This is a genomic window from Actinotignum stranguriae (assembly GCF_051265215.1).
Taxonomy (GTDB): Bacteria; Actinomycetota; Actinomycetes; order Actinomycetales; family Actinomycetaceae; genus Actinotignum; species Actinotignum schaalii_C.
In genome coordinates, this window is record NZ_JBOZCJ010000032.1 from 1 (window position 1) to 22,394 (window position 22,394).

A 22,394-nucleotide genomic window follows, 5' to 3' on the forward strand; every position below is an offset into this window, starting at 1 on the left:
GGCCCGGGCAATTGCCCGGGCCCCACCTGTTTCCCTCGCCCGCGGGCAACCCCGGCTCACAAAGGCGTGGAATAATGAGGCACGATATGGATAAGTCTCAGGAACCCGCAGCGCCCTCCGGCAAGGGCGAGGCAAACCGCCACGCCCGCACCCACCAGCGCAACGGTGATGGCTCGACCGGCCGGCAGGAAAGTGGCGCTTCGCGCCGTCGTCGTTCCAAGCGCGGCCACCGCAATGGCAAGGCCCGCAGCAACCACCGCAACCCGCGCACCCCACGCGGGCCGCGGCCGTTCACCCCGGCGCAACTCGAGGCGCGCCGAGCGGCTGTCCCGCACATCACCTACCCGGAAACTCTTCCCGTTTCCGCCCGGCGCGCGGAGATCCGCGCGGCCATCGCCGCGAACCAGGTGGTTATTATCGCCGGGGAAACCGGTTCCGGGAAAACCACCCAGCTGCCGAAAATCTGTCTGGAGCTGGGCCGGGGTATCACCGGGCTCATCGGGCACACGCAGCCGCGGCGCATCGCGGCGCGCTCGGTTGCCGAACGCATCGCGGCCGAACTGGGGCAAAAAGTTGGCGGCGCCGTCGGCTATCAGGTGCGTTTCACCGAAGAAGTGGGCCCCACCACGCTCGTCAAACTCATGACGGACGGTATCCTCCTCGCGGAAATTCAATCCGATCCGCAACTGCTGCGCTACGACACCCTCATTATCGACGAAGCGCACGAACGTTCCCTCAATATCGACTTCATCCTCGGCTACCTCGCGCGCCTCCTCCCCGCCCGTCCCGACCTCAAAGTCATCATCACCTCCGCAACCATCGATACCGAGCGATTCGCCGCGCATTTCGGCAAGCACCGCGCGGGCGGGCGCCCCGGCGACACCGCGCCGATTATCGAGGTATCCGGACGCACGTACCCGGTGGAAATCCGGTACCGTCCCCTCGATGAGGAACAGGACGCAGAACACGAGGAACGGTACGACGACGCCGGTGCGCAGCGCGTGGCCGCGCCGCGCACCCCGGGCCGGGCCGCGGCACTCGATCAGGTGAGCGGAATCGTGGCGGCCGCCGAAGAACTCATGGCGGAAGGCGAGGGCGATATTCTGGTCTTCCTCTCCGGAGAGGGCGAGATTCGGGATACCGCGAAAGCCCTCGATGATGAGCTCGGGGCAAGATATGTGGCCCCCGGGGGGAGGTCCAGCGCGCCGGGTGCCGTGGAGGTCCTGCCGCTGTTTTCGCGTCTTTCCGCGGCGGAACAGCACCGCATTTTCCAGCCCGGGCCCTACCGGCGCATTATCCTCGCCACGAATATTGCGGAGACCTCGCTGACGGTACCCGGAATCAAGTACGTGATTGACCCGGGCACGGCCCGTATTTCGCGCTACTCGAATAAAACGAAGGTGCAGCGCCTGCCCATTGAGCCAATTTCGCAGGCCAGCGCCAATCAGCGCTCGGGTCGGTGCGGGCGCGTCACGGATGGGGTGGCGATCCGGCTCTATTCCGAGGATGATTTCCTGGCTCGGCCCGAATTCACCCAGCCCGAAATTCAGCGCACGTCCCTGGCCGCGGTTATTTTGCAGATGCTCGCGCTCGGGCTGGGCGCCGTCGATGATTTTCCCTTTATTGACCCGCCGGAAGCGCGGGCAGTGCGGGCCGGCACCCAGCTCCTCGAAGAAATCGGGGCGATAACGTATGGCGCTGCGGGTGCGTTTGGGGCGGACAGCCGCCACGCCCCGCGGCTAACCGCCATCGGGCGCCAGCTCGCGCGCCTCCCTATCGACCCGCGGCTGGGCCGCATGCTTATCGAAGCGCAGCGCAACGGGTGTGCTTCCGAAGTGTTGGTGCTGGTGGCGGCGCTGTCGGTGCAGGATGTGCGCGAGCGCCCCACTGAGAAACGCGCCCAGGCCGATCAATTCCACGCGCGCTTCACGGCCGGCTCGTCGGATTTCCTCGCCTACCTGACGCTGTGGCGCTATCTGCGCACCCAGGCGCGCGAGCTGTCCGGTTCGGCGTTCCGGCGCATGTGCCGGGCGGAATTCCTCAACTACCTGCGGTATCGCGAGTGGGCGGACGTGGTGGCGCAGCTTGAGCAGATGGCTCGACCGTTGGAGCTGACGATCCGCCGCCTGGCGCTGCCCAGCTCGAAGCAGATCCGCGCCGCGGAGGAAGCCGGGGCGGGGGCACCTCAGCTGGGCGGGGCTCCGAATTCCGGGGCGGTAGCCCACGCCTGCCGCGAGCTTGGGCGCGGTTCGGATACCCCGGAGTCGGGGGCGATTCACCGGTCCCTGCTGGTTGGGCTGCTGTCCAATATTGGCAATTATTCCCCGCGTAGCCGCGATTACCTGGGCGCACGCGGCACCCATTTCGTGATTTGGCCCGGCTCCGGCCTGCACCGGCGCACCCCCGAGTGGGTGATGGCCGCCGAACTGGTGGAAACTTCCCGGCTTTTCGCCCGCACCGTGGCCGCGATCCAGCCCGAGTGGATCGAGCCGCTGGCGAAGAAGCTGGTGCGGCGTTCCTATTCGGAACCGTATTGGTCGGCGAAGAACGGCGCGGCAATGGTCCACGAGAAGGTGATGCTCTACGGGGTGACCCTGGTAGCGGACCGCCCCGTGCTACTGGCAACCTCCGGTTCGGATGCGGCGCGCGAGCTGGCCCGCGAGATGTTCATCCGCCACGGCCTGGTGGAGGGCGAGTGGCGCAGCCACCACGAGTTCCTGGCGCGCAACCGCGCGGCCCTCGAGGAGGCCGGCCGCACCGAAGACAAGCTGCGCCGCCACGGCCTGGTGGCTGATAATGATGCGCTGGCCGCGTTTTACGAGGAGCGCATTCCGGAGAGCGTGGTCTCCGGGCGGCATTTCGATTCCTGGTGGAAGAAGGAACGGCACGCACGCCCCGAACTGCTCGATTTCACGCAGGATTTCTTGCTGGGTGGCGCGGGCGGCGCCGGCGAAGAGGACTTCCCCACCGAATGGCACCAGGGCGATATCACCCTGCCCATCACCTACACTTTCGCGCCGGGCTCCTTCAACGATGGCATCACCGTGGACGTGCCCATCGCGTTGCTGCCACGGCTACGCCCGGAGGGTTTCGACTGGCTGGTACCCGGAATGCTTGATGAACTGGTGGTCGCCACGATTCGTGCGCTGCCCAAACGCGTGCGGCGCAACCTGGTGCCTGCCCCCGACGTGGCCCGCGATATCCGCGCGGTGCTGCCCGGTTGGGAGGAGGCCGTGCACGGTGGCGCGGCCGACGCGCGCGGCGGCGACGCGTCCGGTAGCGAACCGATTTCTTTCGGGGACGCTTTTCGCGCGGCCACGGCCCGCGTGCGGGGTATTGAGATCGACGACGCCGCGTGGCAGGAGGTACATCTCCCCGCGCATCTGACTGTGAATTTCCGGGTGCGTTCGGAGCGTGGCGCGGTGCTTGAGGAATCGACGTCGCTCGAGTATGTGCAGCGCAGTCTTGCCCCGCAAACCAAGGAGGCGGTGGAGAACGTGGTGGCCGGGGCGGTGGCACAGGCCCTCGACGAAGCGCGGGCGCGGTTGCGCAAGCCGAGCGCGGCGAAACAGGGCACGCAACAGGGAACAAAGCACTCAGTGGGCGCACAGTCTGCGGGCGTCCCATCCGCCGGCACGCCGGCCGCGAGCACGCCAGCCGCACGTTCGGCCAGCACCACCAGTTCGGCCGGGACGGCCGCCGACGAACTCGCATCCGGGGATGCTGTGACCGGCTGGCCCGAGGTGGAGCAGGGGATTATCCCGGCGGTTATTGAAACCGAGGGCCCGGCCGGGACGGTTCGTGCTTATCCGGCGCTCGCTGACCGCGCCGGAAAGGTCGTTCTGGATGTGGTGGCGGAGCCGGGCGAGCAGGTGCGAGTACATCGCGGCGGCGTGATTCGTTTGCTCGCGGATGCCCTGGCGCTGCCCGAGGGCCGGATCACCTCGCGCTGGGATGGCGAGCTAGCTTTACAGCTGGCGGGTAGCCCGGCACCTTCTACAGCGGCGTTGGTGGCAGATCTGCAGTGGGCGGCGGCGCGGAATCTCGCCGACCGTTGGGGCGCGGCCAATGAGGCCAGTCCGGAGGAGTTGCGTTCCGGGCGCGAATTTGAGGAACTGCAGTCCTGGGCTCGTGACGAGTTCGAGGACGAAGTGTTCCTCATCGCGCAGGGCGCGGGAAAGGCCGCGGCTGCGTGGGCGGAGGTGGAGCAGCTGGTGCGAGATAACCGCTCGGTGGCACTGCTTGCCACCATGAGCGACGAGCGCGCTCATCTGGATGCACTCATGCCCGCCGATTTTGTGCGGGCCACGCCGGCAGCACGCTTCTGGGATCTGCCGCGCTATCTCCAGGCCGCGAAGCTGCGCATTGAGAAGGCCGCGGTGAATCCGGCAGCTGATGATTCGCTCGCCTGGCAGGTGCAAACCGCGGCGGACGCGGTGGAAAGTGCCCGAGCAGAAGCCAGCTACGCGGCTTTCGATCCGGGCCGCGCTCGGGTGCTCGACCACGCCCGCTGGCTCCTGGAAGAACTGCGCGTCTCGCTTTTCGCCCAGCAGCTGGGCACCAAGGAAAAGGTTTCCGTCAAGCGCATCCAGAAGCTATTGGCTAGCTAAGCTCCATAAGAGCCGCGTGCATCTCAAAATTCACACAAGTCACAAGAATCCCAGCGGGGATGCTATGTGTTGTGAGAGCTGTACTTCATTTGTCGTACATGCGAAGTACACCTCGGAAAAACACCCCGCCCCGCCGGAGCGGAATGCGTCGTCGTACTTCTTGGGATTACAGCAGGCTGACGATGCCCATGATGACGGCGGCGAGCAGCGCGCCAGCAATCATTCCACCCCACCATTCCAGCTGGTCCCCGGTGGTGACACGGTCGAGGGACTGCGGCTTGAACGGGAGCACGGGCGCGGTATTGGGCAGCAGCTTGGGGCGCTGTTCCAAGGAACGCATGAGGGCTTCTTGTTCCGGGCTGGCTTCCTCCACGTTGGCGAGCCCGCCGTAGCCCTTTTCTGTTTGGCGCAGCGGGAGCAGGGTGCCGGGCTTACTCTCGGCGAAGCCGGCCTGTTCCGCGCCATGCACCGCGATAACGGTGCGGAAATCCGCGGATTTATCCACCGGGCGAACCACCACCGGCACCATAAGCGCCTGCTTGCGGCGGCTATTGCCGACCGTGCGCATCCGCCGGCTTTCGTCGGTGCCCAGTACCCGGGCAACCACATCCACGCCAGGCGCGGCCGGCGTTTTATCGCGGATCAGCCAGGGCAGCGCCAGCAGCAACGCCACCACCGCGAAGGCCGGGATCAGGTAGAGCGCACGCGAACCGACCAGGGCATTCGGGAAGGCAATAAGTCCGAGCACCACGCCCGCGCCCAGACCCCACAGGGTACCGGTGCATACCCGCCGGGCATGATCGATAGGCCGCGCCGCCGGGAGGTTGCCTTCCCGCCAAATCTCAGCCACAACGTTGGTGCTCATACGTCCTTCCTCTTCCCTCGCATAATTAGTCGCCAGCAGTTATCCGCGCGCCGCTACTTGCAGGCGGTTTCTGGTACCTCGCTATTCGCGGGTGCTCCGGCCGCGCTGCGTGCCGGCAGCGCCTTCGCGGGTCAATCCGCGCTTTCCATGGTAACCCGGGCTAGCGCAGGCTTTCACTTTCCAGCACCACATCCCCGTTCTCCACCCGGAAGCGCACCGTATGCTCCCGCTCGAAAACCCGCGCGATATCCGAACGCTTCTCCCAGCTCAACGGGGCAACAAGCCGCCACTCATAGCTGCGCTCCAGCAGGCCTCCCCGCACGCTCACTGTTCCACCCAGCCCTTCCACAGCCGCGCTCACCTGCGGCTTCTCTTTCCAGCTCAGCTTCTCTTTGCGGGTGTCCCCAAAAGAGCGGTCCTTGCGGAAAGCGGCCGGGCAGCCAGCCGGCGGCGTCGTCGTACCATCACCGCGTACGCAACTTTCCACGAGACGTTCCACCAGTTCCACCGCGCGGTCACCCGCGGCAGGGGTGGCCTGGGCGCTGAGACGCGCGGTCGCGGTCTGGCCCGGCCGCACCGCGGCGGTGGCGCCGGCCCCGAAGGTAAGGTAGCGCGAATCGCCGGGTGCCGCCACGGTGTAATCACCAGGGAAAGCCGGGGCGGATTCCTGCGGCGAGAGGGCGACGGGCACGTTGTTGATGCTGGTGAGAGCGGGAGGAGTGGAGCCTGTGCCGGCGGAAGCTTGCGCGGCGCCGCCGCTGGAAGTCTGATCGGCATCGCGCTCCACGCGCAACTGTCCGAGGGCACCCTTGCTCACTTGCCAGCGCGGACTCAGGATCGCGGTGGTGCCGCGGCGCACCAGAGTGATGCTCAGGGGTTCTTGAGTTCCGTTGTAGCTAACAACGCCGTCCACGCGCACGGCGGTTTCGGTTTCGATACGGCGGGTTTCGCGCACCTGGAAATCAGCAGGTCGGCCCGGGACAGCGCGATAGACTTCGTCGCTCAGCAGGGCGAGAGAGCCGGAAAGCGCGCCGGGATCGGTCAGGCCCAGCGCATCGCGAGCGCGGCCTTCTTCAAGCGCGGCCATATATCTGCTGGCCACGGCCGCGGGCGAATAGTAGGTGGTAGCCAGGATGTGGCGCACGGCCAGCAGAGCCAGGGCGCTCAAGAGCACCGCGAGTGCGCCGAACAATACGCCCCGCCGCCGCATAAATATACGGGTACGCGCCGCGGGCTGAGGGCTCACCGCGCGCTGAATGCCCACCGCGGGCTGAGTGCTCACTGCGCTGCGGGCAGATTGCCGCGCAGCAGCTCCACCAGGCGCTCTGAGCCGGCTTCCACGCAGCTGAGCGTCGCTTCGAATTCGCGCGCCGAGCCACCCCACGGATCGGGCACATCGTACTCGCCGGATGAATAATAAAAATCGGAAGAGTGCTGGCGCCCCGAGGCGCGCCCGGCATCGTCGGAAAGAACCCCGCCGTGCCCGAATACGCCCTCCGGCGCGATCCCTACCTCCGGCAGCGCGAACTCGGTCCACAGGTGAATATTGGTCAGGGAAAGTGAGAGGGAACGGCATAGCCGACGCACGGCCCGCGCGTGCCCGGTGGTCATGGCCAGAATCAGTCCGGCATTTTCCAGCTCATCGGCGGTAACACGGTGAGCCCGGTGGCGTTCAGGCAGGTCATAACCGTGTTCGGTGAGGGTGCGTTGGGCGGGCGGGTAAATCGGGTTGCCCGCCTCCTCGTTGGACACCCCCGCGGAGGCCACCGCAATATCGATACCGGCCTCGCGCAACCGCTGGCGCAGCACGATTTCCCCCATGGGAGATCGGCAAATATTCCCGGTACAGACAACAAGAATGCGGGGCCGTTCCGCCAACGCGCGAACGACGCCCGCACCGGGGTAGGCAGCGGGAGTGGCACTTTCCGTCATGCTGGCAAGTCTAGGCACCGCGCCTGAAAAGTTTTGAGCAGTAGGTCTCATCGAGTGCATACTACGCTGAAAGTATGCAGAATCCCGGGATAGAAACGCCCGGGCACGTGTGAGCGGGCTGCCCGGATCACCCGTGTTGAACTGCGGAAAAGTCACATCCGAGCAGTTCCGCGCCGCGATTACGCATAATCGCAGCTGAAAGTACGTGATTTTCGCCACGATATGCGCGGGCTACGTTTCATACACGGCTTAGTTGTTGCGTCATTTATCTACAACGACGACGCAGGGCCGGGGCGCGTGCGCCCCGGCCCTGGGAATCAGGCCACCGCCTTAGCAGCCTTGCAGCGCCTCATTAATGCGAGTACTACCTCGAGATAGGCGATGCGGGTGCCGGCCCCGGCTAGTTGATACGCGTGCCATCCCCGGCATGGAATACATGGATAGCATCCAGATTCGGGGTGGCGTACACGGTGTCACCCACCGCAGGGGCCTTAAACGGTGGGATACGCACAACCACCTGAGAGGAGCCATCGCCCGATCCGAAGCCGGACTTCTCCACGCCGGCAATCTCACCGTAGACGTAGTTATCCGAACCCAGGTTCTCCACCATATCCACCACGATCGGCACCGAGCTTTCCCCGGGCTCACGCGTGAGCTCCGTGAAGGATTCGGGGCGCACGCCCAGGATCACCTTACCCTTGTCATCCGGGGTGATCGCGTCGATGACCGCGCGGGGGAGGCGGATGCGCGCTTGGCCGAGAACTGCGGCGTCGCCCTCAATATTGAAGGTGCCGAGGTTCATGGCCGGCGAGCCAATGAAGCCCGCCACGAAAGCGTTTTGCGGCCGGTTGTACAGCTCATCCGGGCTGCCCACCTGCTGCAAAACCCCGAAGTTGAGCACGGCGATGCGGTCGCCCATGGTCAGCGCTTCGGTTTGGTCGTGGGTGACGTACACCGTGGTAGTGCCCAGGCGGCGCTGCAAAGTTGCGATCTGGGTGCGGGTTTGCACGCGGAGCTTCGCGTCCAGGTTGGAGAGCGGTTCGTCCATGAGGAAGACCTGCGGGTTGCGCACAATCGCGCGGCCCATCGCCACGCGCTGGCGCTGGCCGCCGGAAAGCGCCTTCGGCTTGCGATCCAAATACTCGGTCAGGTCGAGGATCTGGGCGGCTTCCTTGACGCGCTTATCGATTTCTTCCTTCGGGGTGCGCGCGATCTTGAGCGCAAAGCCCATATTTTCCGCCACCGACATATGCGGGTAGAGAGCGTAATTCTGGAACACCATCGCGATATCGCGATCCTTGGGCGAAACATTGGTGACATCACGGTCCCCAATGTAAATACGCCCGTCATTAATATCTTCCAGCCCGGCCAGCATGCGCAGCGACGTTGATTTACCGCAGCCGGACGGGCCAACAAGAACAAGGAATTCCCCGTCAGCAATCTCGAGGTTGAGCTGATTGACAGCCGGGGTATCCGACCCCGGGTAGATACGCGATGCGTTCTCAAATGTAACAGATGCCATTACTGGTCCCTTCACCGGCAGGTACGTGCCGGACGATCCGAGTGAAGAGTGCCGTGATGGGCACCCGAAGTTCCAGCAGTTGCGGGGCGACGACACCCATCCGGCAAGCGCAACCCGTTCGGTACCGGCGCACCCAAAGGCCGCCAATCCCCTGAGACCACGAAGCCATTAACAGGCCGCAATGCCCCCGCGCCCGGATACCCGGGCAATGTACAAATGCTGTGACTTCAGAGTGTCCACTCTGACACAGTCGCCCTGTGCGACATACTCAATTTTGCCAGGAGCGGGCGCGGATTTCCAGCTCCGCTGCCATTTTTTGCGCAAAGCTTCCAGGTTTTTCTCGGGTTCGGAGCTAGCCATCTACGCATGGTGTTACTTGCCTAGCAGGGCCACGAAGTGCAACCCCACGACAGCGAACCCCGCAGAATGCAACCTGATGGCATCAAAACAATTTCTTAACGTAGCTGCCGTTGCATTTTGATTTGGGCCGCCGAGGGATCTGCCCGCGCGAATCTCACGGAAATCATGAGCACCAGTAGTCACACGAGCCCCTGCCGGGGCGCTATGTGTTTTCCGAGCTGTAGTGCAGATGTCGTACATGCGAAGTACACCGCGGAAAAACACCCCTCCCCGGCCGGGGTCGGTTAAGTGGGTCAGTTTCAAGCGTCGAGGCTGCAGAATGTACATTTTGGACCGGACCGGCCGCAGAGTGTACGCCACGGACATTAAATCGCGGAAAAACTGTCACCCATGTACATTTTGTTAGCCGACCGGGTCTCTCTCCTCCTCAAAGTCCGCATTCCAGACAACACATCCCGCGCAGTGGGCGTAAAGAACACGAAATCATCCCGAAACGGTACTCTCACGCCCACTTTGTTTTTTTTGGGGCTTCGACGGAGCAAAGAAAGCGGGGCGCGGGCCTGAGCCCGCGCCCCGTGGAGAGGGGCAGGATCGACACGCCCGATCCTGCCCGAGGGAGGCAGTGAACGCTTCCCGGCTTGTGGTGCTGCCGTGCCCGCACATACTTCCAACGTGGGCCATCGGCACGTTCCGGCGTGAGAACTCCCGGGCCCGGCATGGAACCCGATGCTTAGGAGTGGGAAATTTCCACTCCTTCGCGGACAACCGCCAGCGGGGTCATCGCCTCAGTCCAGGCGACAAGATTGACCGGCTTGCCCGGGGTGAAGTCCACCGTGACTCCGGGAGCATCCCAGGTGCCACCGGCGTAGACCGGCCCGGCCACCGTGGCCCGGACCAGCTGCGGGAGCGTCAGCTTCCCGCGCCCGGCAAAGAGGGCCACCTGATCAGCCAGCACCGAAGCACCGCCGGCTAGAGTATCGGTACCTTCCAAGTAGCAGGCGCCGTCGCGCACTTCCACCGCGAGTCCGCCCAGGGTGTACTTCCCGGGAGGCATACCGGCCGCGGCCAAAGAATCCGTAACGAAGAAAGCCCCGGGAATACCCAGCTGGCCCGCGCCGGCACCCGCGGCGCCCGCCCCGTTTCCGGCACCGTGCGCACCTGCGAACCCGGCCCCGAGATCCGGCTCATCAAGGTAGGCCACCACATCCTCAACAAGATCCGGATGCACGTGGTAGCCATCGGCAATCACCTCAGCGCTGATGAAACCGCGCCGCGCCGCCTGAATGTACTCACGGATCGGGCCGGGTGCCCGGTGCGTGAAAGCCGTCATCGCGTTGAAGAGGTGCGTTACCGTTTGTGCGGCTTCCTGCCCGACGGCGCTACCGCTGCCATCACCCAGCGCCGCCAACGGCGTGTACCCGTGCCGGCGCGCCACCTCCAGGGTGCGCGCAATTTCGGCCCGGGTAACCGCACCGTCCCCGTGGGAATGCCCCCAGGACGGCTTACCGCCGTACTCAAGCAGCAGCTCGGCGGCCCGCTGGGCACCTTCCGCTTCCGGGGCAACGGTCATCGTCTTAATCCAGCCACGCCCGGCTTCCAGCCAGGAACGTAGCTCGGCCTCATCCACCGGGCGGATCACCTCGGGATTTTGCGCCCCGCACTTTTCCCGCGAAATATACGGGCCTTCCAGGTGAATACCGGCTAGCTCCCCGCGTTCGCAGAACGGCACAAGCGCCTCAATCTGCGGCAGCGGATCCGCCAGCGAAACCAAGGAAGCGAACATCGCCGTGGTCCCCCCGCGCTGGTGGGTACGGATCGCGGTAGCGATCTCCTCTTCCGTATAGTTATCCGGGAACGCGAAACCTCCACCGCCGTGGCAGTGAATATCCACGAGGCCGGGGGTAATAACATGTGCCCGGCGTACTTGCGGGTTATCAGCGCCCAGCCCGAAAGCCTCCGCGGCCCGAGCTTCGATTCCGCGTGATTCCCGCTCCGCAGCCAGCCCCGCGGTTACCGCGGCGGCCTCCTCAGCGGTGAGAACCCGGGCCAGCGTACCGGCGTCGTCGGTCTCAATGCCGTACCCAACCTCGCGGCCGTACCCGTTGAGAACGCGCCCCAGATAAAACACTTAGATCATCTCCCAACGCGCGCGGTACAGGTCCGTCAGCTTGAGCTGCGCGGCGGCCTCTTCATCCAGGAGCACGGTGACATCCGGGTGCATCTGAATAATCGTGGCGGGCCAGAAAGCGCTGATGGGGCCTTCGCACAGCTCGCGCACCGCATCGGCCTTATTGGCACCGAAGGCGAAGAGCACCAGCTTCTTCGCTTCCATAATGGTGCCCAGGCCCTGGGTGATGCAGCGGGTCGGGACGGCTGCTTCATCACCGTCGAAGAACCGCGCATTGTCCTTGATGGTCTGCGGGGCCAGCGCCTCCACGTGAGTGCGCGACACCAGCGAACCACCCGGCTCGTTGAAGCCGATATGCCCGTCCGCGCCGATGCCAAGGATCTGCAAGTCCACGCCGGCCGCGCCGATCTTGGCATCATATTCGGCGGCTGCTACCTGCGGATCCGGGTTCTGCGCATCGGGAGTATTGAGCCCTTCCTCGGTCAGACCGGTCTTGTCATCCCCCACCAGGTTGCGGCGCAGCACATTGCGGTAAGATTCCGGATGCTCCGGATCCAGCCCCACGTATTCGTCCAGCGCGAAAGCTTTGGCGCCGGAAAGATCAAATTCGCCGGCCGCGTGGGCTTCGCGCAGCGCCGCGTAGAGGAGATCCGGCGTGGAACCGGTGGCCACCCCGAGTGTCGCCTTCGCGTTCCGCGCGAAAAGATCCTGGATAATACGTGCGCCCTCGCGGGAGGCTTCGTCCGCGGTGGCGAAAATTCCGATATGCATGAGATTCGTCCTTTCCCGGGCGCGTTTCACGTGAAACGCGGCAGTGGTCAGTGCTCGCGGGCCCCGCGTTTCAATCACGCGCGGGAACCCAAGTGAAGTTTTAGTTTTCGACGGCTTCGCGGAACCACGTGGTGATCGTGGTCGGGTGCGTAATAGCAGTTCCGACGACGGCCGCCCAGGCACCGGCTTCCATAACAGCGCGCGCCTGCTCCGGAGTGTGGATACGCCCTTCGCAGACCACCGGGATCTCCGGGAATTCTGCGACCATCTGAGCCAGCAGCTCAATATCGGGGCCGTCGGTCTTCGGGCGGTCCCCGGAGTAGCCCGCCAGGGTGGTTCCGAGGATATGGCAGCCGGCCTGAGCCGCGGCGCGGGCATCATCAATCGAACCGCAGTCCGCCATGACGAGGGCGCCGTCGTCGAGAAGAGCAGCCACGGTTTCCGCGAAGCTCAAGCCATCCGGACGCGGACGGGACGTGGCATCGAGCGCTACGATATCGGCGCCGGCGCTGATGCAGGCGCGGGCATGGCGCAGGGTCGGAGTGATGAAAACGCCTTCGTGCCCCTCTTTCCACAGGCCGATGACAGGCACTTCCACCTGGCCTTTAATCGCGGAAATATCCGCCAGGCCCTGGCAGCGAATCGCCGCCGCTCCCCCGCGCTCGGCGGCGAGGGCCATCTGCGCCATCGTTTCGGGGTGGCGCAGCGGTTCACCCACGTACGCCTGGCAGGACACAACGAGGTGCCCGCGGAGAGATTCGATCATCGGATGCACGATAACTCCTAAGTTATAACGAGAAATGCAGAGTTGTAGTTATGCGGCGCGCTTCGTGCGGCCGGCGCTCCCAGCGCGGCCCGCGCAGCCCGCGGCGAGACGGTTCGGCGCTCCTAGCGCGCCACCCGCACGCCACGTTAACCGGCGGCGTGCAAGAAATGGACGGCCGCGCCGATAAGGGGGGCCTGCGATCCCAGGCTACCCTCCACAATCGGGGTGGCGGCGGTGCCCACCATGGCATCGCGCCGGTAACCCTCACGCAGCGCCTCCATCCAAAACTCACCCACGTGAATAAGCGAGCCAGACAGGATAATAACGTCCGGGTCAAAGGAATTAGCCAGCCCGCCCAGGGTCTGCCCGAGCGCGAAAGCACCGTCGGTAAACACCTCGCGCGCGAACATATCGCCCGCGTCCACGAGGGCTTTCAGTTCTCGACCTCCCCGGACGACGACGGGGCGCTGCGCGCCCGGGGCCTTCCGGTAGGCACTTTCGGGAACATCGGCGATCCCGGTGAGGGAAGCCGCTGCCGCGGCAGCGTAACTCGCGCCCTCCACGTGCGCTTCAGCTTGGCGCTTGGCGTAGAGGCGGGCCGCCCCGCTACCCGAGGCCACTGATTCCACGTGGCCATCGCGCCCGCAGGAGCAAACCAATCCGGCGGCATAAGGATGGTGAATATGACCGAAGTGGCCGGCCACCCCGTGCGAACCGAAAAGGATCCGTCCGTCAATAACGGCCGCGCCGCCCAGCCCGGTTCCCACAGCGATAACAAGTGCGGTACGCGCACCGGCGCCCGCCCCGTACGTTGCTTCCCCGAGGGCGTGCCCGTGCACGTCATTGAGAACCCGCACCGGCAGGCCGCAGCGTTCGGCAAGATGCGGGCCGAGGGGCTGACCGCCCCAGCCGGGCATGGTGTCCGTGGCGGAGGTAATGCACCCGGTCTCCACGTCCACCACTCCGGCGCTGGCGATAGCAATTCCACTCACCGGCGTTCCGGCGGCACTGGCTGCCGCGATCTGGCGTTCCGCGAAATCTGCGATATCCGCCAGCACCCGGGCTCCACCACGCCGCGCCTCGGTTGGAATACTGGCCTCGAGGGAGATGCGCGGGGCATCACCGCCCGGGGCGGTGGCCGCAAAGGTCACCACCGCCCCCGCGATTTTGGTTCCCCCGATATCCAGCCCGAGCAGCGAAAACTCGGAGCCGGGCTGGAACGGTGCTACCTTCATGAGTGCTCCTTAGAGCAGCCCGCAGCTGGCGAGCACGCCGCGAATAGCTTCGACGTTCTCACCTTCGAGGGCCTTGACGGGCCGCGGCATCTGGTTAGAGGCGATAACCCCCAGTTCCTTCATGGCCGCCTTGAAGGCGCCCACGCCGGCCGCGAAGCCCTGCACGCCCTTGGGCACCATGACGATGCGCATGAGATGGGCAAGCTCGTCCTGCAATTCAGCAACGCGCTTCCAGTCCCCGGCCTGCGCCGCATCCCACTGCTCCACGTAGGGGCGCGGTGCCACATTAGCCAGGCCCGGAACGGATCCGTCCGCGCCGCCCATGTAGGCGCCATCCACAACCACTTCGTGGCCCGTGAGGATGTTGAGAGGGTTACCGGCGGCCTTGTTCTCCTCCAGCAGGAAGCGGAAGTTAACGTCGTCGCCAGAAGAATCCTTGACACCGGTCAGCACGCCTTCGCGCCCCAACCGCATCAGCAGGTCAATGGAGAGCTTCTTGTGCACGCACACCGGGATGTCGTAGGCGAAAAGCGGCAGGTCCACGGCATCGCGGATGTAACGGAAGTTCGCTTCGATTTCCGCTTCCCCACCCAGCGCGTAGAAGGGCGCCGTTGCGACGATGCCGTCCACCCCGATGGCCTGGGCATCACGCGCGTGCTCAATCATGCGCTCGGTTTGCATATCGATAATGCCGGCGAGCACCGGAACACGCCCGTTAGCAACTTCCACCGCGGTTTCGAGGATTTCACGACGCCGCGCATCGGTGCTGAACACCACTTCGGAGGTTGAGCCGAGCACGAACAGGCCGTGCACTCCGGCGTCGAGCATCCGGTTGAGCGAGCGTGCGAAAGACTCCTTATCGAGTTCGCGTTCTTCGGTCAGCGGCGTAACTGTCGGGGGGATAACGCCGCGGAAACGAGGATCTGACATGGGACTATGCCTCCAATTTCGGGTGAAGCAGCGAGGGCGCCGCTGCCAATAGGGTTCTCGTGTAGTCATTTTGCGGATTGTGGAGCACGTCCTTGGCGTCTCCCCATTCCACGATCTCTCCGTGATTCATCACCGCGATCTTGTCCGATACGTAACGCACCGTCTGAATATCGTGGGTGATGAAAACCATCGCCAGCCCCAGATCCCGCTTGAGATCGGTGAGCAGGTTGAGGATCTGGGCGCGCACGGACACGTCCAAGGCTGAGGTGGGTTCGTCCGCGATGATCGCGTCTGGGCCCACAGCCAGCGCACGGGCAATAGCCACGCGCTGACGCTGTCCACCGGAGAGCTGCCCGGGCAGCGCGTCAAGCGCCGATTGGGGCAAGCCCACCATGCCGATAAGGTCTTCCACGCGGCCGTAGCGTTCCTCGCGAGTGCCGATCTTGTGGACCGTCATCGGGTCGAGGAGCTGGTCACGTACGGTCATACGCGAGTTAAGCGCCGTGGCCGGATCCTGGAACACCACCGAGACCACGCGGCCGATATGGCGGCGCTGGGCAGCGGTACGTTTCGTGACTTCTTCGCCCTTGAAAAATACCTGGCCGCCCGTGGGTGACTGGAGTCCGCACATCACATTGGCCGTCGTCGACTTACCGGAACCGGATTCGCCAACGAGACCGATGGTCTGGCCGGGCATCAGGGAAAGGTTGACGCCGCGCACGGCGCGCACCTTATTCGGATTGAAGATGGAACCGGTACGGGTGCGGAAGGTGACGTCGACGTCGCGCAACTCGATAATCGGCACATCGGAGAGGGCAGGCCGGTCAGCGGCGCGCGCGCCGGCAGCGTGACGAGCTTCGGTATCCAGAGTAGTCATGATCTTTCCTCCTTCGTCACTTCTGGGCATCCGGGCCGGCGGGAGCGCCGGCGCTTCCACCAGCGGCATCACCAGCAGTAGCAGCTGCGGCGCCGTTCGCGGTTTCGGCGGGGCTGGGCGCGCCCACCGATTCCTTGGGCACCAGGTTGGTGGTGGCCGGATCCGGAGCATCGGGCTGGGCGGCGTAGAAGTGCCACGTCTCGCCCACGCGTTTCATAATCGGGCGGGTGTCCAGGCCCACCGTCGGATGCGAGGACCGCGGGGCGAAACGATCACCCTTCGGGAAGTCGCGCGGCGAAGGAACCGTGCCGGGCACCTGGTGGAGCCGGCCGGCACCCGCTTCGATGGAGAGCACCGAGCCGAGCAGACCGCGAGTGTATTCGTGGTGCGGGTCGGTGAGCAGTTCCTTGGTGGATGCCTGCTCCACAACCTGACCGGCGTACATGACGGTAATCGAGTGGGCCACTTCGGCAACGAGCGCCAAATCGTGGGACACGAAGACCATCGCGAAGCCGAGTTCCTTGCGCAGGCGGTTGAGAAGCTCCACCACCTGGGCCTGGACGGTTACGTCCAGCGCGGTGGTCGGTTCGTCCGCGATAACCAGCTTCGGGTCACGGGTGAGCGCCATGGCGATAAGCACGCGCTGGCGCTGGCCACCGGAAAGTTCGTGCGGGTAGGACTCCAGGGTCCGCTTGGGATCCAGGTCCACCAGCTCGAGGAGCTCTTCGGCGGTGCGGGTGCCCCCGCGGCTGGTCAGCTGCTTCATCTGTGCCTTGATGAGCATGGAGGGGTTGAGGGAGGACAGGGCGTCCTGGTAGATCATCGCGATCTCATGCCCGCGCAGTTCATTGTGCTGCTTGGGGGTGAGTTCGAGGAGGTTCTGCCCGTTGAACATAATCTCACCGCTAATATCGGCGGACTTATCGAGCAGGCCCATAATCGCCAGGGAGGTAATGGACTTACCGCACCCGGATTCACCCACGAGGCCCATGGTTTCACCGGCGCGCACATTGAAGGACACGTGGTCCACCACATTGACATCGCCGTGGCGCGGGAACTTGATGCACAGGTCGCGCACTTCGATAACCGGGGCCTCCTGCGAGGTGGGTTCGAAGCGGTCGGTGCGGCGTTCTTCCGCTTGGCGCAGTTCCTCCAGGCGCTGGACCAGCGCATCGTGCTGGGCGGCGTAAGCGGCCACCGGGTCCACGAGGAGGCGGTCCTCTTCGCGCTTGGCGTTCGCGTCCACGTTATCGGGAACGGCCGCGGCCTTCGGGGCCGCCACCATGGCGTCCGTGAGACCTTCGGAGAGGATGTTGAGGCAGAGCACCGTGATCATAATGGCCAGGCCCGGGAAGAGCGCCTGCCACCACCGGCCCAGGAGCACGCCGCCGCGAGCGTCGGCGAGGATATTACCCCAGGTGGGTGTGGGTTCGGCGATGCCGGCCTGGATGAAGGACAGCGAGGCTTCGAAAACAATCGCATCGGCCACGAGCACGGTGGTGAACACCATGACCGGGGCGATACAGTTGCGCGCCACGTGCTTGACGAGGATCCAGGGAGCCCGCGCGCCGGAAACGATAACCGCGCGCACGTAATCTTCACCGTATTCGCTCATGACATTCGCGCGCACCACGCGGGTGATCTGCGGAATGTAGAGGAAGCCGATCGCCATAATAATGACGGGCAGGGTATTGCCGAATACCGAGACGAACACCGCGGCCAGCGCGATGCCGGGGAAGGACATGATGATGTCCATGCAGCGCATGATCACTTCGGAGATCCACTTGCGGGAGACCGCGGCCAGCGCACCGAAGATCGCACCGAAGAAGAGCGCGAAAGCGGTAGCGGCGAAGCCGATAACCAGCGAGTAGCGGGCACCGTAGATCATACGGGAGAGAATGTCACGGCCCTTTTCGTCAGTACCGAAGAGGAAATCACCATTGGGTGCCTGGCGGGCAACTTCAATTGCCTGCGGGTCGTGCGGGGAAATAAGGGGTGCGAAAACGGCCGCGAGGGCAATGAGCACCAGAACGACGACGCACAGCTGGGCGCCGCGGGTCATATTGCGGAAACGCTTAAACCGGACACCGGGGCGTTCCATCTTTTCCGTGAGTTTACGCCTCATGATTAGACCTCCCGGATACGCGGGTTGATCAGCACGTAAAGCATGTCAACCACAATATTGACGACGATGAAGGCCAAGGCCACCACGAGGACCACGCCCTGCACCAGGAGGGGGTAGTTCTGCTGGACGCCTTCGAGGATAGCCATACCCATGCCGCGCATGTTGAAGATAACTTCAATAACCACAGCGCCACCCATGAGGTAGCCGATACGTAGACCGAGCACGGTCACCGGGGAGATAAGGGCATTGCGCAGCACGTTGCGGGAAACCACCACGCGCTTGGGGATACCTGCACCGATAGCGGTACGCACGTAGTCCTTATCGAGTTCCTCCACCATCGAGGTACGAATAACACGGGTGAGGGAACCGGCCACCGGGACACCCAGGGCGATAGCCGGCAGCGCCATGCGCGCCAACCAACCGGCCGGGTCTTCACTGAAAGCCGGGAGCGCGCCGGATGCCGGAAGCAGAGGCATATTGACGGAGAACGCCAGGATCATAAGAACGGCCAGCCAGAAGGAAGGCGTTGCGATGAAAGCGATGGAGAAGACGCGGATGATCTTGTCGGGCCACTTATCGCGGTAGAGCGCGGCAATGACACCGAAGACGAAAGCGAGAATAACGGCGATAATAAGGCCGAGGAAGGTCAACTGCATGGTGATGGGGAAGGCCTCACCCACGCGCTCGGCCACCGAAGCTTGGTTGGCGCCGTACGTGCCCAGGTCGCCCTGCACGAAGTTGACGAGGAAGTTCCAGAACTGAGCGAGCCAGGGATCATTGAGTCCCATGGCCTGACGGTAGGCTTCCAGAGCTTCTTCAGATGCCCCTTCACCGAGGGCCGAATAGGCCGGATCGATCTTAGAGAAGGACATCAGGAAGAAGACGAGGAAGGCAACGCCCAGAACCATGATCGGAAGCACCAGCAGGCGGCGCCCGATGAGTCTGAGAAGGTTGTTCACTGCAATATCTCCTCGGGGCTGCGGCGCCCCGCGTTGACTATTTGAGGGAGTATTTGGGCAAAGCTCGGGCCGGGGGTGGGGTTTACACCACCCCCGGCCCTCGCATTACCGTGTGTTCTTTGAACCAGCGCCGCGCGTGTCGTCAGCGCTGAGTCACGCGATTATTTACTTTCCAGCCGCGGCGCCAGCGTTGATGAAATCAAGGCCGGTCGTCGAGATCGGGGAGAAGTTGGTGACCTTGTCCGGGTAGTACGCGGTCAGCATCTGACGGTGGAAGAGCGGGTAGAGCGGAACTTCTTCGGATACCAGATCGAAGGCCTTGTTCCATTCCTGCTGCTGGGCGTCGCCTTCAAGGGTGACAGCCTTATCCATGTACTGGTGCAGTTCCTTGAACTTCTCGGAGCCACCCCACTGGGTGCGCTTCTTGGTCCAGGTGTTATCGCCGTACCACCAGCTGAGCAGGAGGTCGGGGTCCTGACCGAAGACCGAGGGATCGCCGGGGGCGAGAGCAACATCGAAGGTCGGGTTATCGACGTCCAGGTTATTGGCGTAGAGCGCCGAGGAAGCCTGGGATTCGATGGTCGCGTTGATACCAACGGCAGCCAGATCGTTCTTGATCTGCGGAGCCAGTGCGGTGATCCACGGGTGATCGGTGGTCAGCAGCTTGATGTCGAGGTTCTCAACACCGGCTTCCTTGAGCAGTTCCTTGGCCTTCTCAGGGTTGTACTTGTAGACCGTGGAAGCTTCGTGGAAGTTCGGATGGCTCTCCGGGAGGAAGGACTTGGCGGCCTTCGCATTACCCGAGAGCGCGTTGGAGATCAGCTTCTCAGTATCAACAGCGTAGAAGAATGCCTGGCGCACCTTGTTGTTATCAAGCGGAGCCTTCTTGGTGTTGAAGAGCAGGAAGGGCAGGTTGAAGCCCTGAACCGCGTCAATCACACCGCCGGCACCCTTGATAAGAGCTTCGGCATCGGCCGGGGCCGCTTCGATAACATCCACGGTGCCCTGCTGGAAGGCGGTGGTACGAGCGGTATCGTCCTTGAGGATCTCCCACTGCATCGCTTCCGCGGTGGCCGGGAACTGCCCGTTGTAGTTCTCATTCGGGGAGAACTTGATGTGGGCGCTGGTGATCTCATCGTACTTCCACGGACCGGTACCCATGGGCTTCGAGGTCAGCTCATCATCGCTCATCGAAGCCGGAACGATCTTGACGAGGGCCAGACGTTCCTTAACCAGCGAGAAGGGATGCTTGAGGTTGATGGTGACAGTCTTGTCATCCTTCTTCTGCACGTTGTCAATGAAGCTGAGCATCGGCAGGTAAATATTGCCCTCAGCGGTGGACCGCTCGAAGGACTTGACCACGTCATCCGTGGTCACCGGGGTGCCGTCCGAGAACTTCGCGCCGTCACGCAGCGAAACTTCGTACTGGGTATCGGTCACCTTGGTGGGCGCATCTTCCTTGGCCAGAGCGCGGTAGGGCTTGTAGTCGTGGTAATCCAGTTCGTACAGACCCTCCACCACGTGCATATTCGCGCCGGTTGCCAGCGCGGACGAGGTAGACGAAGGATGGTAGTTATTGGATTCATAGGCGGCTGCCGCGCGAATGGTGCCACCCTTTGCCGGCTGTCCCGAGGGAACTGCGGCCTTCTCGGGTGCATCTCCACCGCTCTTGCCGGTGTCAGATCCACCGCCACCGCAGCCGGACAGCGCCAGCACACCAGCGGCCAGCACGGCCGTGGCCTTGGCGCCCCACTTCATGCGTGTCATTGAAGTGTCCTCTCCTTTGAGTTCTTCCGGAAATTCACTGCCGAATTTCCGCTATTTTTTCGCGTGCGACAACCATCTTTAGCGTCGCGTACCTATGACTCTAGATTGTCTGACAACTTTGTGCAAGCCCGGTATCTGGCTTGTGAGTAAACTGTGACCAATTTGTGATGAACCTGGAAAGCGGGACGGTCGGCGGCTGGGTGCACCCCGCGCGGCGGCGGCCGCGCGGGCGTCGTCGTACCACGCCGAAACCACCTCGAAACTGCCCCGAACGGAATGAAAGTGCGCGAAAACGAGCGTAACGTGACCCTTTTCAATATTTCTGCGCGCATCTTTTGAAAACATCCGTTTTCCGATACCTTAGGTGTCATGATGCCCGACGACGCGCAGTCACATGCCACGCAGGGCGCTATGCGGGCCACCGGCGGCCACACCGGTTCCGGCTCGGATCGCGCCGATTTGGTCATGGACGCTTTGAAACAACGAATTATTGAAGAACGCCTACAACCCGGCGCGAAGCTCCCCACCGAAGCGAAGCTGTGCCGGGAACTCGGGGTGTCACGTTCCTCGGTGCGCGAGGCCCTGTCCAAGCTGGCGGCGCTAGATATCGTTACCTCGCAGCGCGGGAAGGGCACCCAGGTGGCGAATATGTCCCTCTCCCCGCTGGTGGAATCTTTGCTGCTGCGTTCCTCCGCACGGGCCGGCGCCGGTACGGGCGCGGTGGAAAGCGTGGCCCAGCTGCGCGAATATCTGGACCTGGGGATGGCGGAAGGCGTGGTGCGGGCACTGTCGGGCACCCATCACGATAACCTGCACGACATCGTGGCGCGGATGACCGAAAAAGCACTGCGCGGGGAAAATTTCCAGCACGAAGATATTGAGTTCCACATTGCGATGACGTCCGCGCTCGATAACGAGGTCGCGTTAGAGATGGTCACGGCACTGTGGGTGGTGCACTCTATTGCGCTGCGCGATTTAGACGACGACGTTGACGAACTCCTCCTCGAAACCGCTCAGGCACATAAACGTATTATTCAGGCCGCCGAAGATGGTGATATTTTCGCGTATCGCGGGGCAGTCATTGACCACTACCGGCCCCTCAATATGATTATTGACCGCCATGAAGCAGCTCAGCAGCACGCGAATTCCGGGGGAAGCACGGAAAGTACACTCGGGGATTCCGAGGATCCGGAAGCCCCGCCAGAGGCGCTTACCGCTCAGGCCGCTACCCAGCAGCACGAGGCTGAGCGCGCCGAAAGAGCCGAGCGCGCCGCGGATATTGCCGCGCGGGCACAGCGAGCCGCCTCCTTTGCCGATATCGCGGATCCAACGTCGCGGGTTTCCGGGGTGTTGTGACGGGGTCAAGTTTTTAGTCACAGGACTTGCACACCGTGCTTATAATCGACTACATTGAGTAGTAATCGTTCAGCCCGCCTCGACTCCGGTCGGGAGTGGGCTGGATCTCTTTTTAGGCCTATAGGACACTTGGTGTTGGTTTTATCCGGACTTTTCGGCTTGCTAGCGGGCTAAAGTCGGGTTCAAACTCG

15 protein-coding genes are annotated in these 22,394 nt (G+C 63.7%); 2 read left to right on the top strand and 13 right to left on the bottom strand.

Annotation, left to right across the window (positions count from 1 at the left end; translation table 11 throughout):
- Window positions 1-86: 86 nt before the first annotated feature.
- Window positions 87-4,610, top strand: a complete 4,524-nt coding sequence (hrpA, locus tag ACRQEG_RS08980) for an ATP-dependent RNA helicase HrpA (protein WP_435730943.1) — start codon at window positions 87-89, stop codon at window positions 4,608-4,610.
- A 166-nt stretch (window positions 4,611-4,776) separates the two neighbouring features.
- Here the strand turns inward: hrpA and ACRQEG_RS08985 are convergent, their stop codons facing one another.
- From ACRQEG_RS08985 to ACRQEG_RS09045, 13 genes are all read right to left on the bottom strand, one after another.
- Window positions 4,777-5,475, bottom strand: a complete 699-nt coding sequence (locus ACRQEG_RS08985) for a hypothetical protein (protein ID WP_320757989.1) — start codon at window positions 5,473-5,475, stop codon at window positions 4,777-4,779.
- Window positions 5,476-5,635: 160 nt separating this feature from the next.
- Complete coding sequence (locus ACRQEG_RS08990) at window positions 5,636-6,667, bottom strand: hypothetical protein (RefSeq protein WP_435733857.1); 1,032 nt, start codon at window positions 6,665-6,667, stop codon at window positions 5,636-5,638.
- Window positions 6,668-6,753: 86 nt separating this feature from the next.
- Window positions 6,754-7,407 carry a low molecular weight protein-tyrosine-phosphatase gene (locus ACRQEG_RS08995; RefSeq protein WP_320757987.1) on the bottom strand — a complete coding sequence of 218 codons (654 nt, stop codon included), beginning with the start codon at window positions 7,405-7,407 and terminating at the stop codon, window positions 6,754-6,756.
- A gap of 400 nt (window positions 7,408-7,807) precedes the next feature.
- Window positions 7,808-8,929 carry an ABC transporter ATP-binding protein gene (locus tag ACRQEG_RS09000; RefSeq protein WP_279058247.1) on the bottom strand — a complete coding sequence of 374 codons (1,122 nt, stop codon included), beginning with the start codon at window positions 8,927-8,929 and terminating at the stop codon, window positions 7,808-7,810.
- Between the two features lie 1,090 nt (window positions 8,930-10,019).
- Window positions 10,020-11,417 carry an N-acetylglucosamine-6-phosphate deacetylase gene (locus ACRQEG_RS09005; protein WP_320757986.1) on the bottom strand — a complete coding sequence of 466 codons (1,398 nt, stop codon included), beginning with the start codon at window positions 11,415-11,417 and terminating at the stop codon, window positions 10,020-10,022.
- Entirely contained in the window at window positions 11,418-12,188 is a 771-nt protein-coding gene (locus ACRQEG_RS09010; RefSeq protein WP_320757985.1) for a glucosamine-6-phosphate deaminase, read from the bottom strand.
- Window positions 12,189-12,288: 100 nt separating this feature from the next.
- The gene (locus ACRQEG_RS09015) at window positions 12,289-12,963 is read right to left on the bottom strand and encodes an N-acetylmannosamine-6-phosphate 2-epimerase (protein WP_320757984.1); all 675 of its coding nucleotides are present in this window, start codon (window positions 12,961-12,963) and stop codon (window positions 12,289-12,291) included.
- Window positions 12,964-13,100: 137 nt separating this feature from the next.
- Entirely contained in the window at window positions 13,101-14,189 is a 1,089-nt protein-coding gene (locus tag ACRQEG_RS09020) for an ROK family protein (protein WP_320757983.1), read from the bottom strand.
- A 9-nt stretch (window positions 14,190-14,198) separates the two neighbouring features.
- Window positions 14,199-15,119 (bottom strand): dihydrodipicolinate synthase family protein, encoded by a 921-nt coding sequence (locus ACRQEG_RS09025; protein ID WP_016441969.1) that lies wholly within the window; start codon window positions 15,117-15,119, stop codon window positions 14,199-14,201.
- A 4-nt stretch (window positions 15,120-15,123) separates the two neighbouring features.
- Window positions 15,124-15,996 carry an ABC transporter ATP-binding protein gene (locus tag ACRQEG_RS09030; protein WP_435733858.1) on the bottom strand — a complete coding sequence of 291 codons (873 nt, stop codon included), beginning with the start codon at window positions 15,994-15,996 and terminating at the stop codon, window positions 15,124-15,126.
- A 16-nt stretch (window positions 15,997-16,012) separates the two neighbouring features.
- Complete coding sequence (locus ACRQEG_RS09035) at window positions 16,013-18,124, bottom strand: dipeptide/oligopeptide/nickel ABC transporter permease/ATP-binding protein (protein ID WP_375713964.1); 2,112 nt, start codon at window positions 18,122-18,124, stop codon at window positions 16,013-16,015.
- Window positions 18,124-19,080 carry an ABC transporter permease gene (locus ACRQEG_RS09040; protein ID WP_016441972.1) on the bottom strand — a complete coding sequence of 319 codons (957 nt, stop codon included), beginning with the start codon at window positions 19,078-19,080 and terminating at the stop codon, window positions 18,124-18,126. The genes ACRQEG_RS09035 and ACRQEG_RS09040 overlap by 1 nt, the downstream gene beginning before the upstream one ends.
- A 165-nt stretch (window positions 19,081-19,245) precedes the next feature.
- Entirely contained in the window at window positions 19,246-20,847 is a 1,602-nt protein-coding gene (locus tag ACRQEG_RS09045) for an ABC transporter substrate-binding protein (RefSeq protein WP_016441973.1), read from the bottom strand.
- A gap of 369 nt (window positions 20,848-21,216) precedes the next feature.
- Between ACRQEG_RS09045 and ACRQEG_RS09050 the strand changes: the two genes are divergently transcribed.
- On the top strand, window positions 21,217-22,203 hold the full coding sequence (locus ACRQEG_RS09050; RefSeq protein WP_435733859.1) for a FadR/GntR family transcriptional regulator: 987 nt from the start codon (window positions 21,217-21,219) through the stop codon (window positions 22,201-22,203).
- Window positions 22,204-22,394: the final 191 nt, after the last annotated feature.